The organism is Amycolatopsis sp. WAC 01416 (assembly GCF_003947485.1).
In the GTDB taxonomy this organism is placed as follows: domain Bacteria; phylum Actinomycetota; class Actinomycetes; order Mycobacteriales; family Pseudonocardiaceae; genus Amycolatopsis.
In genome coordinates this window covers 326,280-340,422 of record NZ_QHHX01000003.1, presented here as the reverse complement: position 1 = coordinate 340,422, position 14,143 = coordinate 326,280, and the positions used below count along the sequence as shown (strand labels likewise).

General features: G+C 68.6%; 15 protein-coding genes. 5 read left to right on the top strand and 10 right to left on the bottom strand.

What is annotated here, in order from left to right; all coding sequences use genetic code 11:
- Window positions 1–14 precede the first annotated feature (14 nt).
- From DL990_RS11485 to DL990_RS11450, 8 genes are all read right to left on the bottom strand, one after another.
- Entirely contained in the window at window positions 15–344 is a 330-nt protein-coding gene (locus DL990_RS11485; RefSeq protein WP_125798640.1) for a YnfA family protein, read from the bottom strand.
- Window positions 345–647: 303 nt separating this feature from the next.
- Window positions 648–1,055 carry a metal-sulfur cluster assembly factor gene (locus DL990_RS11480; protein WP_125783747.1) on the bottom strand — a complete coding sequence of 136 codons (408 nt, stop codon included), beginning with the start codon at window positions 1,053–1,055 and terminating at the stop codon, window positions 648–650.
- Complete coding sequence (gene sufU, locus DL990_RS11475; RefSeq protein ID WP_125783745.1) at window positions 1,052–1,501, bottom strand: Fe-S cluster assembly sulfur transfer protein SufU; 450 nt, start codon at window positions 1,499–1,501, stop codon at window positions 1,052–1,054. The genes DL990_RS11480 and sufU overlap by 4 nt, the downstream gene beginning before the upstream one ends.
- A 1-nt stretch (window position 1,502) precedes the next feature.
- Window positions 1,503–2,792 carry a cysteine desulfurase gene (locus tag DL990_RS11470; protein WP_125783743.1) on the bottom strand — a complete coding sequence of 430 codons (1,290 nt, stop codon included), beginning with the start codon at window positions 2,790–2,792 and terminating at the stop codon, window positions 1,503–1,505.
- 39 nt (window positions 2,793–2,831) lie between these two features.
- Window positions 2,832–3,602, bottom strand: a complete 771-nt coding sequence (gene sufC / locus DL990_RS11465; protein WP_125783741.1) for a Fe-S cluster assembly ATPase SufC — start codon at window positions 3,600–3,602, stop codon at window positions 2,832–2,834.
- 132 nt (window positions 3,603–3,734) lie between these two features.
- Window positions 3,735–4,907 carry a Fe-S cluster assembly protein SufD gene (sufD, locus tag DL990_RS11460; protein ID WP_125783739.1) on the bottom strand — a complete coding sequence of 391 codons (1,173 nt, stop codon included), beginning with the start codon at window positions 4,905–4,907 and terminating at the stop codon, window positions 3,735–3,737.
- Between the two features lie 2 nt (window positions 4,908–4,909).
- Window positions 4,910–6,358 carry a Fe-S cluster assembly protein SufB gene (gene sufB / locus DL990_RS11455; protein WP_125783736.1) on the bottom strand — a complete coding sequence of 483 codons (1,449 nt, stop codon included), beginning with the start codon at window positions 6,356–6,358 and terminating at the stop codon, window positions 4,910–4,912.
- Window positions 6,355–7,116 carry a metalloregulator ArsR/SmtB family transcription factor gene (locus tag DL990_RS11450; protein WP_199746356.1) on the bottom strand — a complete coding sequence of 254 codons (762 nt, stop codon included), beginning with the start codon at window positions 7,114–7,116 and terminating at the stop codon, window positions 6,355–6,357. The genes sufB and DL990_RS11450 overlap by 4 nt, the downstream gene beginning before the upstream one ends.
- A gap of 286 nt (window positions 7,117–7,402) precedes the next feature.
- Here DL990_RS11450 and mptB point away from each other — a divergent pair, with 286 nt between their 5' ends.
- From mptB to DL990_RS11425, 5 genes are all read left to right on the top strand, one after another.
- The gene (gene mptB / locus DL990_RS11445) at window positions 7,403–8,989 is read left to right on the top strand and encodes a polyprenol phosphomannose-dependent alpha 1,6 mannosyltransferase MptB (RefSeq protein ID WP_125798900.1); all 1,587 of its coding nucleotides are present in this window, start codon (window positions 7,403–7,405) and stop codon (window positions 8,987–8,989) included.
- 19 nt (window positions 8,990–9,008) lie between these two features.
- Window positions 9,009–9,935: an ABC transporter ATP-binding protein gene (locus DL990_RS11440; protein ID WP_125783734.1), complete on the top strand. Its 927-nt coding sequence runs from the start codon at window positions 9,009–9,011 to the stop codon at window positions 9,933–9,935.
- Window positions 9,932–10,732, top strand: a complete 801-nt coding sequence (locus DL990_RS11435; RefSeq protein ID WP_125798639.1) for an ABC transporter permease — start codon at window positions 9,932–9,934, stop codon at window positions 10,730–10,732. Before DL990_RS11440 ends, DL990_RS11435 begins: the two co-directional genes overlap by 4 nt.
- Before the next feature lie 64 nt (window positions 10,733–10,796).
- The gene (locus DL990_RS11430) at window positions 10,797–11,765 is read left to right on the top strand and encodes a heme A synthase (RefSeq protein WP_125783730.1); all 969 of its coding nucleotides are present in this window, start codon (window positions 10,797–10,799) and stop codon (window positions 11,763–11,765) included.
- A 116-nt stretch (window positions 11,766–11,881) separates the two neighbouring features.
- Entirely contained in the window at window positions 11,882–12,829 is a 948-nt protein-coding gene (locus tag DL990_RS11425) for an acyl-CoA desaturase (protein WP_125783728.1), read from the top strand.
- Window positions 12,830–12,950: 121 nt separating this feature from the next.
- Here the strand turns inward: DL990_RS11425 and DL990_RS11420 are convergent, their stop codons facing one another.
- Together DL990_RS11420 and DL990_RS11415 are read right to left on the bottom strand one after the other, a co-directional pair.
- Entirely contained in the window at window positions 12,951–13,817 is an 867-nt protein-coding gene (locus DL990_RS11420) for a RimK family alpha-L-glutamate ligase (protein ID WP_125783726.1), read from the bottom strand.
- The gene (locus tag DL990_RS11415) at window positions 13,814–14,122 is read right to left on the bottom strand and encodes a hypothetical protein (protein WP_125798638.1); all 309 of its coding nucleotides are present in this window, start codon (window positions 14,120–14,122) and stop codon (window positions 13,814–13,816) included. Before DL990_RS11415 ends, DL990_RS11420 begins: the two co-directional genes overlap by 4 nt.
- Window positions 14,123–14,143 lie beyond the last annotated feature (21 nt).

Genomic DNA, 14,143 nt, shown 5'->3' with positions numbered 1-14,143 from the left:
CCGGCGGTTTCCGCTCAGCCCCGGGGCGCGTACATGATGACGCCGACCCCGGCCAGGCAGAGCAAGGCACCGATGACGTCGTAGCGATCCGGCCGGTAGCCGTCGGCGACCATCCCCCACGCCAGCGAACCCGCGACGAACACTCCGCCGTACGCGGCGAGGATGCGGCCGAAGTTCGCGTCGGGCTGCAAGGTCGCGACGAAACCGTAGAGGCCGAGCGCGACGATGCCCGCACCGATCCAGAGGTAGCCGCGGTGCTCCCGCACCCCTTGCCAGATCAGCCAGGCGCCGCCGATCTCCAGCAGGGCGGCGAGCGCGAAAAGCGCGATGGACCGGACGATCATCCCGGCACCCTATTGCGGCGCGCGGCTCGGCTGGGCCCGGGATGCGCCCAATGTGGCATTGGGGACACCCAACGTCCCCAATGCCACATTGGGCGCACCGGACGCATCGCTGCTCGCACGTGGGCCGCGGTATAGGCCGTTATACGCCCCAGTCGCACCCCAAGTACATGAAGGCCCCCTTCATGTACTTGGGGCGCAATGAAGGGGACCTTCAGGTACTTCGACCCCTCCCCCAATGCAATGAAAGGTCCTTTCCTTGCAAAATTTGCAAGGAAAGGACCTTTCATAGCGCGCGAAAGAGGATCAGACGGTGAAGCCCAGGGCACGCAGCTGTTCGCGGCCGTCGTCGGTGATCTTCTCCGGGCCCCACGGCGGCATCCAGACCCAGTTGATCCGGAAGTCCTTGACCAGCCCGGTTCCGCCGCCGACGAGGGCGGCTCCGGTCTGGTCCTCGATGACGTCGGTCAGCGGGCAGGCCGCCGAGGTCAGGGTCATGTCGATGGTGGCGGTGTTGTCCGCCTCGACATGGATGCCGTAGACCAGCCCGAGGTCGACGACGTTGATGCCGAGTTCGGGGTCGACGACGTCGCGCATCGCCTCTTCGACGTCCTCGACCTTCGCCACGTCGGCACTGTCCGGGGCGGCGGTGGTCTCGGCGTCGAGGTCGGCGGCCGTGCGCCCCTCGCGGGTTTCGGTCTGCTGTTCGGTCATGCCGTCTCAACTCCGTTGGTCGTGCGGGTGACGGCGTCCTTGAACGCCATCCACCCGAGCAGGGCGCATTTCACGCGGGCCGGGTACTTGGCGACGCCGGCGAAGGCGATGCCGTCCTCCAGCACTTCCTCGTCCGGTTCGATCTGCCCTTTGCCCTGCATCAGCTCGACGAAGGCGTCCATGGTGGTGAACGCCTCCTCCACGGTGTGCCCGACGACGAGATCCGTCAAGACCGAAGTGGAAGCCTGGCTGATCGAACAGCCCTGTCCCTCGTAGGAGACGTCGGCGACCTTCCCGTCGTCGACCTTCACCCGCAGCGTCACCTCGTCGCCACAGGTCGGGTTGACCTGGAACGATTCGGCGTCGAACGGCTCGCGCAGACCGCGGCCGTGCGGGTTCTTGTAGTGGTCCAGGATGATCTCCTGGTACATGCTCTCGAGGTTCATGTCACGCCACCCCGAAGAACTTCTGCGCCTCACGCACACCGTTCACCAGCGCGTCTACTTCGGACAGTGTGTTGTAGACGTAGAACGACGCGCGCACGGTCGCGGGCACCGAGCAGGCCCGGTGCAGCGGCCACGCGCAGTGGTGCCCGACGCGGACGGCGATGCCGAGGCTGTCCAGCACCTGGCCCGAGTCGTGCGGGTGGACGCCGTCGATGACGAACGACACCAGTCCGCCGCGGTCGGTCATGTCGGTGGGGCCGATGATCCGCACGCCCGGGATCTCGCCGAGCCCGGCCAGCGCCGCCTCGGTGAGGAGATGTTCGTGCGCGGCGACCCGCTCCATGCCGATCGCCGACAGGTAGTCCGCGGCCGCGCCGAGGCCGACGGCCTGCGACGTCATCGGGGTGCCCGCCTCGAACCGCTGCGGCGGCGCGGCGAAGGTGGTCTGCTCCATGCGGACCAGCTCGATCATCGAGCCGCCGGTCAGGAACGGCGGCATCGCTTCGAGCAGTTCACGGCGTCCATAAAGGACACCGATGCCGTACGGGCCGACCATCTTGTGCCCGGCGAAGGCGGCGAAGTCGACGTCCAGCGCGTGGAAGTCCACGGGAAAGTGGGGAACCGACTGGCAAGCGTCCAGCACGACCAGCGCGCCGACCTTGCGGGCTTTCTTCACCAGGAACTCGACGGGGTTGATCGTGCCGAGCACGTTGGACTGGTGCGTGAACGCCAGCACCTTGGTCCGCTCGGTGATCAGCTCGTCCACATTGGACAGATCGAGGCGGCCGTCGGCGGTGACGGAGAACCATTTCAACGTCGCGCCGGTGCGCTGGCAGAGCTGCTGCCACGGCACCAGGTTCGCGTGGTGCTCCATCTCGGTGATGACGATCTCGTCGCCGGGACCGATCTTGAACCGCTCGGCTCCGGGACCGGCCGTGGCGGCGTTGCTCATCGCGTAGGCGACGAGGTTGATGCCCTCGGTGGCGTTCTTGGTGAACACCAGCTCGTGCGGGGAGGCGCCGACGAACTCCGCGATCCGCACGCGGGCGGACTCGTAGGCGTCGGTCGCTTCCTCGGCGAGCTGGTGCGCGCCGCGGTGCACCGCGGCGTTCGAGGTCTCCAGGAACCGGCGCTCGGCTTCCAGCACCTGCGCCGGTTTCTGGGACGTCGCACCGGAATCCAGATACACCAAGGGTTTCCCGTCCCGCACCGTGCGGGTCAGGATGGGGAAGTCGGCCCTGATGGCCGCTACGTCCAGCGGTACAGCAGAGTTAGCCGTGGTGGTGGTCATCGGGCCAACTCCTCTCGGTGTAGTCGTGAAGTTCAGTGATCAGACGGCGGCGGGCTCGGTGGAGCCGGCGTACTTGACGTAGCCGTTCTCCTCCAGCTCGTCCGCGAGCTCACGGCCGCCGGACGCGACGATCTTGCCGCCCGCGAAGACATGCACGAAGTCGGGCGTGATGTGCCGCAGGATCCGCGTGTAGTGCGTGATCAGCATGACGCCGGCGTCGTTGTTGGCCTTGAACTCGTTGACGCCCTCGGACACGACGCGCAGCGCGTCGACGTCGAGGCCGGAGTCGGTCTCGTCGAGGATGGCGATCTTCGGCTTGAGCAGCGCCAGCTGCAGGATCTCGTGGCGCTTCTTCTCGCCGCCGGAGAAGCCCTCGTTCACCGAACGCTCGGCGAACTCGGACGAGATCTCCAGCTTGCCCATCTCCTCCTTGACCTCCTTGACCCAGTGGCGCAGCTTGGGGGCCTCGCCACGGACCGCGGTGGCCGCGGTGCGGAGGAAGTTGGACATGGACACGCCCGGCACCTCGACCGGGTACTGCATGGCGAGGAACAGGCCCGCGCGGGCGCGCTCGTCGACGCTCATCTCCAGCACGTCCTCACCGTCGAGCAGGACCTGCCCGGAGGTGACTTCGTACTTGGGGTGACCGGCGATGGCGTAGGACAGCGTGGACTTGCCCGAACCGTTGGGGCCCATGATCGCGTGGGTCTCGCCCGACTTGATGGTCAGGTTGACGCCCTTGAGGATCTCCTTGGGGCCCTCCTCGGTCGTGACCGAGGCGTGCAGATCCTTGATTTCCAGCGTAGGCATTTCTTTCCTAAAAGTCTGATGTGGACGGACGAGGGCTTAGTGGTCGTGTCCGGAAGTTCGTTGGGGGTATTCGGCGGATCCAGGTTTTCGCTGGGCCGTCGAGACCCCCGACAGACTTCCGGACGTGGCCACTTAAACGCCCACGGCTTCGAGCTCGGCTTCGATCGCGGCCTCGAGGCGCTCGCGCACCTCGGGAACGCCGATCTTGACCAGGATCTCGTGGAAGAACCCGCGTACGACCAGGCGGCGCGCGGCGTCTTCGCCGATTCCGCGCGACTGGAGGTAGAACAACTGCTCGTCGTCGAACCTTCCCGTGGCGCTCGCGTGGCCGGCGCCTTCGATCTCGCCGGTCTCGATCTCCAGGTTCGGGATCGAGTCCGCCCGCGCGCCCGGCGTCAGCACCAGGTTGCGGTTGAGCTCGTAGGTGTCGGTGGCCTCGGCGGCCGCCCGGATCAGCACGTCGCCGACCCACACGGTGTGCGCGCCGTCGCCCTGCAGCGCACCCTTGTACATCACGCGCGACTTGCAGTTCGGCACCGCGTGATCGACGAAGAGACGGTGCTCCTGGTGCTGTCCTTCGTCCGCGAAGTACAGGCCGAGCATCTCGACGTCGCCGCCCTTGTCGGCGAAGGTCGCCGTCGGCGAGACGCGGACGAGGTCACCGCCCAGGGTGATGACGATGTGCTTCAGCGTGGCGTCGCGGCCGAGCTTGAGGTGCTGCTCGGAGACGTGCACCGCGTCGTCGGCCCAGTCCTGGACGCTGACCACGGTCACGTTCGCCGAATCGCCGATGACGAACTCGACGTTGTCCGCGTACGTGCCGGAGCCGACGTGGTCGAGGACGATGACGGCCTCGGAGAACTGTTCGGCGCGCACCTGCACGTGCCCGTAGGCGACCTTGCCCTCGCCGGGGCCGGTGATCTTCACCGTCGACGGCTTCGACGTCTTCGTCTCCTTGGGCACCGTGATGACGGTGGCCTCGGTGAACGAGGAGTACGCCTGCGCGGCGATCCGGTCGCTCGGGACACCCGCGGCGCCGAGGCGCTCGTCGTCCCGGCCGACCTGCTCGATCTTCAGTTCGGGCGCGGCGTCGGCGTCCACAGTGGCCGAACCCGAAGCGGCGGCGGACCCGTCGTGCAGGCCGCGCAGCCGCTTCATCGGAGTGAAACGCCAGTTCTCCTCACGACCGCCGGGGACCTCGAAGGCCTCGACGTCGTAGGAGGTGAAGCGCTCCGCGCGAGAGGTCGCCGGAATGACGACCCCTTCGCGCATCGCTTCGGAAACGTTGTTCTCGGTAACCGACATGACTAGCCGACGGACCCTTCCATCTGAAGCTCGATCAGGCGGTTCAGCTCGAGCGCGTACTCCATCGGCAGCTCACGCGCGATGGGCTCGACGAACCCGCGCACGATCATCGCCATGGCCTCGGCCTCGTCGAGACCGCGCGACATGAGGTAGAACATCTGGTCTTCGCTGACCTTCGAGACGGTCGCCTCGTGGCCCATGGAGACCTCGTCGTTGCGGATGTCGACGTACGGATACGTGTCCGACCGCGAGATCGTGTCGACGAGCAGCGCGTCACAGACCACGCTGGACCGCGAGTGGTGCGCCCGCTTCGCGACCTTGACCAGGCCGCGGTACGAGGTGCGGCCACCGCCGCGCGCCACCGACTTCGACACGATGGTCGAGGAGGTGTGCGGCGCCAGGTGCTCCATCTTCGCGCCGGCGTCCTGGTGCTGGCCTTCGCCCGCGAACGCGACCGAGAGGACCTCGCCCTTGGCGTGCTCGCCCATGAGGAACACGGACGGGTACTTCATCGTGACCTTGGAACCGATGTTGCCGTCGATCCACTCCATGGTCGCGCCCTCTTCGCACTTGGCGCGCTTGGTGACCAGGTTGTAGACGTTGTTCGACCAGTTCTGGATGGTCGTGTACCGGCAGCGGGCGCCCTTCTTCACGATGATCTCCACGACCGCCGAGTGCAGCGAGTCGGACTGGTAGATCGGCGCGGTGCAACCCTCGACGTAGTGCACGTAGGCGTCTTCGTCGACGATGATCAGGGTCCGCTCGAACTGACCCATGTTCTCGGTGTTGATCCGGAAGTAGGCCTGCAGCGGGATGTCCACCTTGACGCCCTTGGGCACGTAGATGAACGAGCCGCCTGACCACACCGCGGTGTTCAGCGCGGAGAACTTGTTGTCCCCGGCCGGGATCACGGAGCCGAAGTACTCCTTGAAGATCTCCGGGTGCTCCTTGAGCGCGGTGTCGGTGTCCAGGAACAGGACGCCCTGCGCCTCCAGATCCTCACGGATCGAGTGGTAGACGACCTCGGACTCGTACTGCGCGGCGACACCGGCGACGAGGCGCTGCTTCTCCGCCTCGGGGATGCCGAGCCGGTCGTACGTGTTCTTGATGTCCTCGGGCAGGTCTTCCCAGGAGGTGGCCTGCTTCTCACTGGACCGCACGAAGTACTTGATGTTGTCGAAGTCGATCCCGGAGAGGTCCGCTCCCCAGTTGGGCATCGGCTTCAAGTCGAAGAGCTTGAGCGCCTTCAGTCGCGCTTCGCGCATCCACTCCGGCTCGGACTTCTTCGAGGAGATGTCGGTGACGACGTCCTCGTTCAGTCCTCGACGGGCCGTTGAGCCCGCCTCGTCGGAGTCCGCCCAGCCGAACGCGTACTTGCCAAGGGACTCGATGGTCTCTTCCTGGCTCATGGGCGCGGTGGTGGGAGTGCGCTGCTCGGCAGCGGCAGTCATGCGGGTTTCCCTCCATTCGGGATCCGTGCTGTGCGCCCAGAGGAGGGCGCCGTGCTTCCCGGCCCAGGTGTGGCCGGGTGACCCGCCGAAGCGGCGGGTACGTGTGTGGTGCACGCGTTGTCACCGCGTGCGATGGTCGCCAGTCGCTGGACGTGGGTGCCCAGAAGTTCCGCGAAGGCTTCTGTCTCGGCTTCGCACAACTGAGGGAACTCGGCGGCGACGTGGGCGACCGGGCAATGGTGCTGGCAGAGCTGTTCACCGACACCGACCTGACGGGTCGACGCAGCGTAACCCTCCCTGGTCAACGCCGCAGCGAGGGCCTCGGCGCGAGCGGCGGGGTCCGCGTGCTTGGTGATCGCGTCCTGATGCGGGCCGACCAGCGAGGCGACTCGTGCCTCCGCGAAGGCCTTCACGGCGTCTTCCCCGGCGTGATCGGCGAGGAAGCGGATGGCCGAGGAAGCGAGGTCGTCGTAGGCGTGCCCGAACCGGGCCCGGCCGGCTTCCGTCAGCAGGAAGTTCTTGGCGGGACGGCCGCGTCCGCGGGGGCCACGGCGGGGTGCGTCCCGGGTTTCGGCCTCGCCGTCGGCGAGCAGCGCGTCGAGGTGACGGCGGACGGCGGCGGCGCTGATGCCCAGCTGCTCGGCCACCACGACGGCGGTCATCGGACCCTGTTCCAGCAGCAAGCGGGCCACTTCATGCCTGGTCCGGCCCTCGGGGCCGATCTGCGCGGGGACAGGCTGAACCTCGGCGCGGAGCATGTCGCCACCGGCCTCGTTCCGTGTCCCCGTCTTTTTCACAACACAAGTGTGACGTATTTCCGGGGAGACGGCAAAGAGGGGTGCCTCACGGAGTGGCGTGGGTCACTTCACGCCTGCTCTGACGCGAGTAGGTGCCGGGTTGCGCTCCTTGCACGCGCAACCACCGCAACCAGGTGCCGAGTCGCGTTGTTCCCGGCATCGCTACCCTTCCTGCGTGGTAGTGGGCGATCACCCGGCGCAGCGGGACACGGACGGGGCAGAGCCGGAAGACCCGGCGACGGGTTCGGTGGCGACGCTCACCCCCGGGCACCCGCACGAACCGGAGCCGCTGGACGACAAGGAACTGCGCGGCCTGAACGTGGTCCGCCGGTTCGGCGCGGTCGGTTCCCTGTTCCTCGCGCTCGGCTCGCTCGGCGCGGGCGCCGCGTCGGTGATCAACCCGGTGCAGGAGATCCCGGTCCTGCGGCTGTTCACCCGCATCCCGATGGTCTCGCTCGCGATGGGCCTGGCGGGGATGGCGATCATCGTGCTCAGCTGGCTGCTGCTCGGCCGGTTCGCCCAGCCCGCGCGCCGCCGCCTCGCCACCCAGGGCCAGCTCGCCCGCACCATCGCGCTCTGGTGCGCGCCGCTGCTGGTCATCCCGCCGCTGTTCTCCCGCGACGTCTACAGCTATCTCGCGCAGAGCGAGATCGTCGCCCGCGGGATGGACCCGTACTCACTCGGCCCGGCCGAAGCGCTCGGCGTGTCCGACCCGCTGACCTCGGGCGTCTCCAACATGTGGCGCGAGACCCCGGCGCCCTACGGTCCGCTCCTGCTGCGCCTCGGCGGCTGGCTCGCCCCGCTGAGCAGCGGCAACATCGTCACCGGGGTGCTGTTGCAGCGCGGGCTCGCGCTCATCGGCGTCATCCTGATCATCTGGGCGCTGCCCCGGCTGGCCAGGCGGTTCGGCGTGCAGCCCGCGACCGCGCTGTGGCTCGGCGCGGCGAACCCGCTGCTGATCTTCCACTTCGTCGCGGGCGCCCACAACGACGCACTGGCGATCGGGCTCATGGTGGCCGGGCTGGAGGTCGGTCTCCAGCGGATGCCGGTGCGGTTCAAGCACGACGCGCCTCCCCCGCTGGCCAAGGGTGAACTGCTCTACATCGGGCTCGGGGTGGCGCTCATCACCCTCGGCGTCGCGGTGAAGATCAACGCGATCCTGGCGCTGCCGTTCTTCACCGTGATGGTGGCCAGACGCTGGCACGGCCGGATCAAGGACCTGGTCACCGCCGCGGTGCCGATGGCGCTGCTGTTCGGGGTGGTCCTGGTGGCGGTCTGCTACGGCACCGGCCTCGGTTTCGGCTGGGTCGGCGCGCTCGGGACGCCGGGGCTGGTCCGCTCGTGGATCTCGCCGACGTCGGAGCTCGCCGCGCTCGGCGGCGTCCTTGGCATCGCCCTCGGCCTCGGCAACCACACCAACGCGATGGTGCCGATCCTCGGCGCGCTCGGCTATCTCGTCGCGGGCGCGGTCACGGTCAAGTTCCTTTGGGACAGCTTCAAATGGCGCTACCGGCCGATCATCGGCCTCGGTGTCTCGCTGGGCGCGGTGATGGTGCTGCACGTCGCGCTCCAGCCCTGGTACCTGCTGTGGGCCATCATCCCGCTCGCCGCGGCGGCCGGGACCTCGCGGTTCCGCATCGCGGCGACGATCGTCACCGCCGTCCTGCCGTTCCTGCTGCCGACGACGGGAAGCACCTTCGAAGGCCGCGGCTTCGTCCTGCCGTTCGCGTGGGCCGCCGCCGGGGTCGTCACGTTGCTGGGGCTGTTCATCGTCCACCGCCTCTCACCACTGCTGCTGTCCAGACCGTCCCCGGAGCATTCGGTCCCGGCGTGAGGCCGTATCGTGACCTGTCGTGAACACCCCCGCCGTCGAGATCACCGGGCTGGTGAAACGCTACGGATCCACCACCGCCGTCGATGGACTCGACCTGCGGATGGAACGTGGCACGCTGCTCGCGTTGCTCGGCCCGAACGGGGCCGGCAAGACCACCACCGTCGAGATCTGCGAAGGTTTCCTGCGGCCTGACGAAGGCGAAGTCCGCGTGCTGGGATTCAATCCTTCGCACGACGGATCCGCGCTGCGGCCGCGGATCGGCGTGATGCCCCAGGGCGGCGGCGCGTATCCCGGCGTCCGCGCCGACGAGATGCTCGGACTGGTCGCCGCGTGTGCGGCGAACCCGCTCGAACCCGCCTGGCTGCTGGATGTCCTCGGTCTTTCGGGAGCGAGGAAGACGCCGTTCAAACGGCTCTCCGGCGGGCAGCAGCAACGGCTCTCGCTCGCCTGCGCGCTCGTCGGCCGCCCGGAACTGCTCTTCCTCGACGAGCCGACGGCGGGCATGGACCCGCAGGCCCGCCGCCTGGTCTGGGATCTGCTCGGCGCACTGCGCGCCGACGGCGTCAGTGTGCTGCTCACCACCCATCTGATGGAGGAGGCCGAAACGCTGGCCGACACCGTGGTGATCGTGGACCACGGCAAGGTCGTCGTCGAAGGCACTCCGCAGTCGCTGACCGTCGAGGCCGGTGAGACGGCGCAGTTGCGTTTCAAGGCACGAACGCGGCTCGACACCGCGCTGCTGACCGCGGCGCTGCCCGAGGGGCATCTCGTGCACGAGTCCGCGCCGGGGACGTACCTCGTCGAAGGCGCGATCGACCCGCAGGTGGTGTCGACGGTGACGGCGTGGTGCGCCCAGCAGGGCGTCATGCCGGAGGAACTGCAGGTCGGCAGGCGCACGCTGGAAGAGGTCTTCCTGGAGCTGACCGGACGGGAACTGCGCGCATGACCACCACACCGACGCCGCGGTTCGCCGCGGGCACGTTCACCCCGGCCCCCGGCCGCGGTTCGCTCGGCAAGATGCTGCGCACGCACGCGAAGGTCGAGGCGAGCCTGACCCTGCGCCACGGCGAGCAGATCCTGCTGACCCTGCTCATCCCGCTCGCGCTGCTGATCGGCCTGTCGCTGCTGGACATCCTGCCGTCGGCCCAGCTCGGTTCGACGTCCAAAGTGGACTGGATCACGCCGAGGATCCTGGCGCTCGCGGTGATGTCGTCCGCGTTCACCGGACAGGCCATCGCACTGGGCTTCGACCGCCGCTACGGCGTCCTCAAACGGCTTTCCGCCACGGCGTTGCCTCGCTGGCTGCTCATCGCCGGTCGGGTGGCCGCCGCGCTGGTCGTGGTCGCGCTGCAGGCGGTGATCCTCGGTGCCGTGGCCGCACTGCTGGGCTGGTCGCCGTCGCTGGGCGGACTCCTCGGCGCGATCCCGTTCCTGCTCGTCGGCACCCTCGCGTTCGGCGCGCTGGGCCTGCTGCTCGGCGGGGCGCTGCGCGCGGAGGCCGTGCTGGCGCTGGCGAACATCGTCTGGTTCGTGCTGCTGGGCGCGGGCGGCATCCTGCTGGCGCCGTCGACGATGCCGTCCGGCGTCGCGTGGATCGTCGAACTGCTGCCCTCGGGCGCGCTCGCCGAAGGCCTGCGGTCGGTGCTGCTGGACGGTTCGTTCGGGTGGGGCCCGTTCGCGGTGCTCGCCGGCTGGGGCGTCGTCGCGGGTGCGCTGGCGAGCAAGACCACGAAGCTGACCTGAGGTGGCCGACACACCGCGTGTGGCCGGTGGAACGCTCTCAGGAACGGCGTTCTAGCATCGGACGGTGCCGTTCCAGAGCCTTGTAGCGCGTCTGCCGTATCCCTCGTTCGCGGTCCAGCGGGCGGTCGCGATAGCGGCGGTGATCGCCCAGGCCGGAATCGGCGTCACCGGCTCGGTCGTCCGGGTCACGGGTTCGGGCCTCGGCTGCCCGACCTGGCCGCAGTGCGTCGAAGGCAGCATCGTGCCGGTCGCGCACCCCGAATTCGACGCGCTCACCCAGTGGATCGAGTTCAGCAACCGGATGCTCACCGGCGTCGTCATCGCCGTCGCCGCGCTGTGCGTGATCACCGCGTGGCGGGTGCAGATCGAGCACCCGAGCCGTCGTCGTCTGGTGAAGCTGGCCTGGACGATGCCCGCCGGCGTGATGCTGCAGGCCGTCGTCGGCGGGATCACCGTGCTCGCCAAACTCGAATGGTGGACCGTCGCGCTCCACTTCCTGGCCTCCACTCCCCTGGTCTGGCTCGCGGTGCTGCTGCTGCGGGCGTTCAAGGAGGGTGACGAGCCCGCCCGCTGGCTGATCCCGGACGCGGGCCGCAAGACGCTGATCGCGCTCGCCGCGTCGATGTGGGCCGTCCTGGTGGCGGGCACCACCGTGACCGGCGCGGGCCCGCACGGCGGCGACCCCGGCACCCACCGGCTCCAGGCCCCGATCGAGACGCTCACCCAGGTGCACGGCGGACTGCTGGTGGTCTACCTGATCGTGCTGGCCGTCTTCGGGCTCCAGCTGATGCGGGGCGAGACGCCGAAGCAGTTGTGGCGGCGCTACACCATCGTGTGGATCGTCGCGGTCCTCCAAGGCGTCGTGGGCTCGGTGCAGTACGCACTCGGCGTGCCGGAAGCGCTGGTGTCCTTCCACGTCCTCGGCTCCGCACTGGTGATCATCTCGACCGCGGCACTGTGGTGCGGCTCACGTGATCGTGGTCCGGCGCCGGTTTCCCACGCCTCTGAGCGGGAACTCGCCACTTCGAACTGACCCCCTGGCAAACCGGACGTAACCCCCGGGCGGCGTGCTCGCCAGACGCTGCCCTTACGCTGCGTTTCGGTGCCCCGCACGGGGGTTCACCACCGAGTCGAGGCACGAGGTGTCGTATGACCGCCAGCACCGAGCCGGACGCACCGGCCAGTCCGTCCAAACCCCTGATCTCCCACCGGCGAGGCTCCGGGGAGATGCTGATCCTCAAGACCTTCCTGCTGGTCCCGTTCGTCGCGTTGCTCGCCGCGGTGCCGATCGTGTGGGGCTGGGGCATGACCTGGGTCGATCTCGTGCTGGCGGCCGTGTTCTACACCGTCGGGACGCTCGGGGTGACCGTCGGATACCACCGCTACTTCACCCACGGCGCCTTCAAGGCCGGACGGCCGCTCCGGATCGCGCTCGCCATCGCCGGGAGTTTCGCGGTGCAGGGGTCGGTCATCTTCTGGGTGGCCAGCCACCGTCGCCACCACGCCTTCGCCGACCGCGAAGGCGACCCGCACTCCCCCTGGCTGTTCGGGACGTCGCCGTCGGCCCTGCTGCGCGGCTTCTGGCACGCTCACATGGGCTGGATGTTCAGCCGTGAGGTGACGAACTACGACCGCTTCGCGCCGGACCTGGTGGCCGACAAGGACCTTCGCGTGGTCAACCGCTACTTCTGGCTGTGGATCACGCTGAGCCTGCTGTTGCCCGCGGTGCTCGGCGGGCTGCTCAGCTGGTCGTGGTGGGGTGTGGTGACCGGGTTCTTCTGGGCCGGGCTGGTCCGGATCGCGTTCCTGCACCACGTCACCTGGTCGGTGAACTCGATCTGCCACATGGTCGGCGAGCGCCCGTTCGCCAGCCGCGACAAGGCGGCGAACTTCTGGCCGCTGGCGATCCTGTCCATGGGCGAGTCGTGGCACAACTCTCATCACGCCGACCCGACCTGCGCGCGGCACGGTGTCCTGCGCGGGCAGGTCGACGTGTCGGCGCGGGTGATCTGGCTGTTCGAGAAGTTCGGCTGGGCGCGCGATGTGCGGTGGCCGAAGCCGGAGCGCCTCGCGGCGAAACGCGTCAAACCGGCCTGACACCCTCTTCGCAGTTGGTCACCTGAATGCGGTAGTTGCCCTGGGCGACGGCTGCAATGAAGGGGCCTTTCATTGCAAATTTTGCAATGAAAGGCCCCTTCATCTCACGTGGTGAGGCGGGTCAGGCGAGTTGCTGCCGCACAGCCGACGCGAAGCGCCAAGCCGCGGCGGCCTCGGTCTGCCGGAACCCGAGCGAAGGCTCGACGAGCTCCAGTTCCAGCAGCAACGGCCTGCCGTCCGGCCCGGCGACAAGGTCGACGCGGGCATAGAGCAGTTCCGCGCGCAGGATGCCCAGCAGCGCCGCTGTCGCGTCCAAAGCGTCTTCGGCCAGCGCGCGGAAGCCTGGGGCAGGCTGCACGGGCGCGAGCTTTTCCGTCACGTACAGGCCGGACTCGTCGAGCTCCCGGCCCAGCATCGCGGCCTTCGAGAACGCGTGCGAATACACGCCACCGAAGTACACCAGCGCGATCTCACCGTCACTGTCCACACTGGACTGATATGGCTGAAGAAGCACGGTGTTCCCGTCCGCTTGCAGCCCGGCGAGATGAGCGGCGGCCGCGTCGCCCGCCGTGAACCGGCCGGCTCCTCGCGAGCCGGCACCGACGGCGGGCTTCAGCACGAACTCGCCCTTGGGCCAGCGCGGGGCCGGGTCGTCGGGCGCGATCAAGGTCGTCGGCACGACCGCGACCCCGGCGTCACCCAGTTCGGCCAGATAGGACTTGTCGGTGTTCCACCGCACGACTTCGGCCGCATTGGCCAGCGTGGGCACGGATTCGGTCCAGGACAGGAACTCGTCGCGGCGCTCGGCGTAATCCCAGGTGGCGCGCAGCACGACGATGTCCGCCGCGCCGAAGTCGACGGTCGTGTCGTCCCAGGCGGCCCAGCGGGTCTTGAAACCGAGGTCGGCCAGCGCCTCGGGAACGGCGTGCTCGTCGCCGTCGCCCTCCGGCAGGGCGGAGCAGGCGACGAAGATCGCGGACCCGCTCACTTCCCCGCCATCCGGCGGCGGTGCTCGGGGCCGATCTTGGTGGCCTTCACGGTCTCGCTGTCCCATTCGGCGGGTTCGAGGTCTTCGACGGCCTCGACCAGCGCCTCGCCTGCCTCCACGGAGGCGACGACGACGTCGCCGAGCGCGCCGTCGGCGCCGACGAGCACGACCCTGGCGGCGATCCGGCCGATGTTCTCCACCACCGCGCGCGACGGCTTCCCGTGCCGCTTCACGAAGTCACGGGCGGCCGCGACCTGGCGCGACGTGGGGGCGGCGGTCTCGGTCTTCTCTTCGGTCTCAGCCACGGCCAGAGCTTAACCGCGAAA

Bases quoted from the DNA above. Each gene is read 5' to 3' on its own strand.
- DL990_RS11425 (WP_125783728.1), top strand. From the start codon at position 11,882: ATGACCGCCAGCACCGAGCCGGACGCACCGGCCAGTCCGTCCAAACCC.
- DL990_RS11450 (WP_199746356.1), bottom strand. From the start codon at position 7,116: ATGCTCCGCGCCGAGGTTCAGCCTGTCCCCGCGCAGATCGGCCCCGAG.
- sufC (WP_125783741.1), bottom strand. From the start codon at position 3,602: ATGCCTACGCTGGAAATCAAGGATCTGCACGCCTCGGTCACGACCGAG.
- sufB (WP_125783736.1), bottom strand. From the start codon at position 6,358: ATGACTGCCGCTGCCGAGCAGCGCACTCCCACCACCGCGCCCATGAGC.
- DL990_RS11485 (WP_125798640.1), bottom strand. From the start codon at position 344: ATGATCGTCCGGTCCATCGCGCTTTTCGCGCTCGCCGCCCTGCTGGAG.
- sufD (WP_125783739.1), bottom strand. From the start codon at position 4,907: ATGTCGGTTACCGAGAACAACGTTTCCGAAGCGATGCGCGAAGGGGTC.
- DL990_RS11470 (WP_125783743.1), bottom strand. From the start codon at position 2,792: ATGACCACCACCACGGCTAACTCTGCTGTACCGCTGGACGTAGCGGCC.
- DL990_RS11480 (WP_125783747.1), bottom strand. From the start codon at position 1,055: ATGACCGAACAGCAGACCGAAACCCGCGAGGGGCGCACGGCCGCCGAC.
- DL990_RS11435 (WP_125798639.1), top strand. From the start codon at position 9,932: ATGACCACCACACCGACGCCGCGGTTCGCCGCGGGCACGTTCACCCCG.
- sufU (WP_125783745.1), bottom strand. From the start codon at position 1,501: ATGAACCTCGAGAGCATGTACCAGGAGATCATCCTGGACCACTACAAG.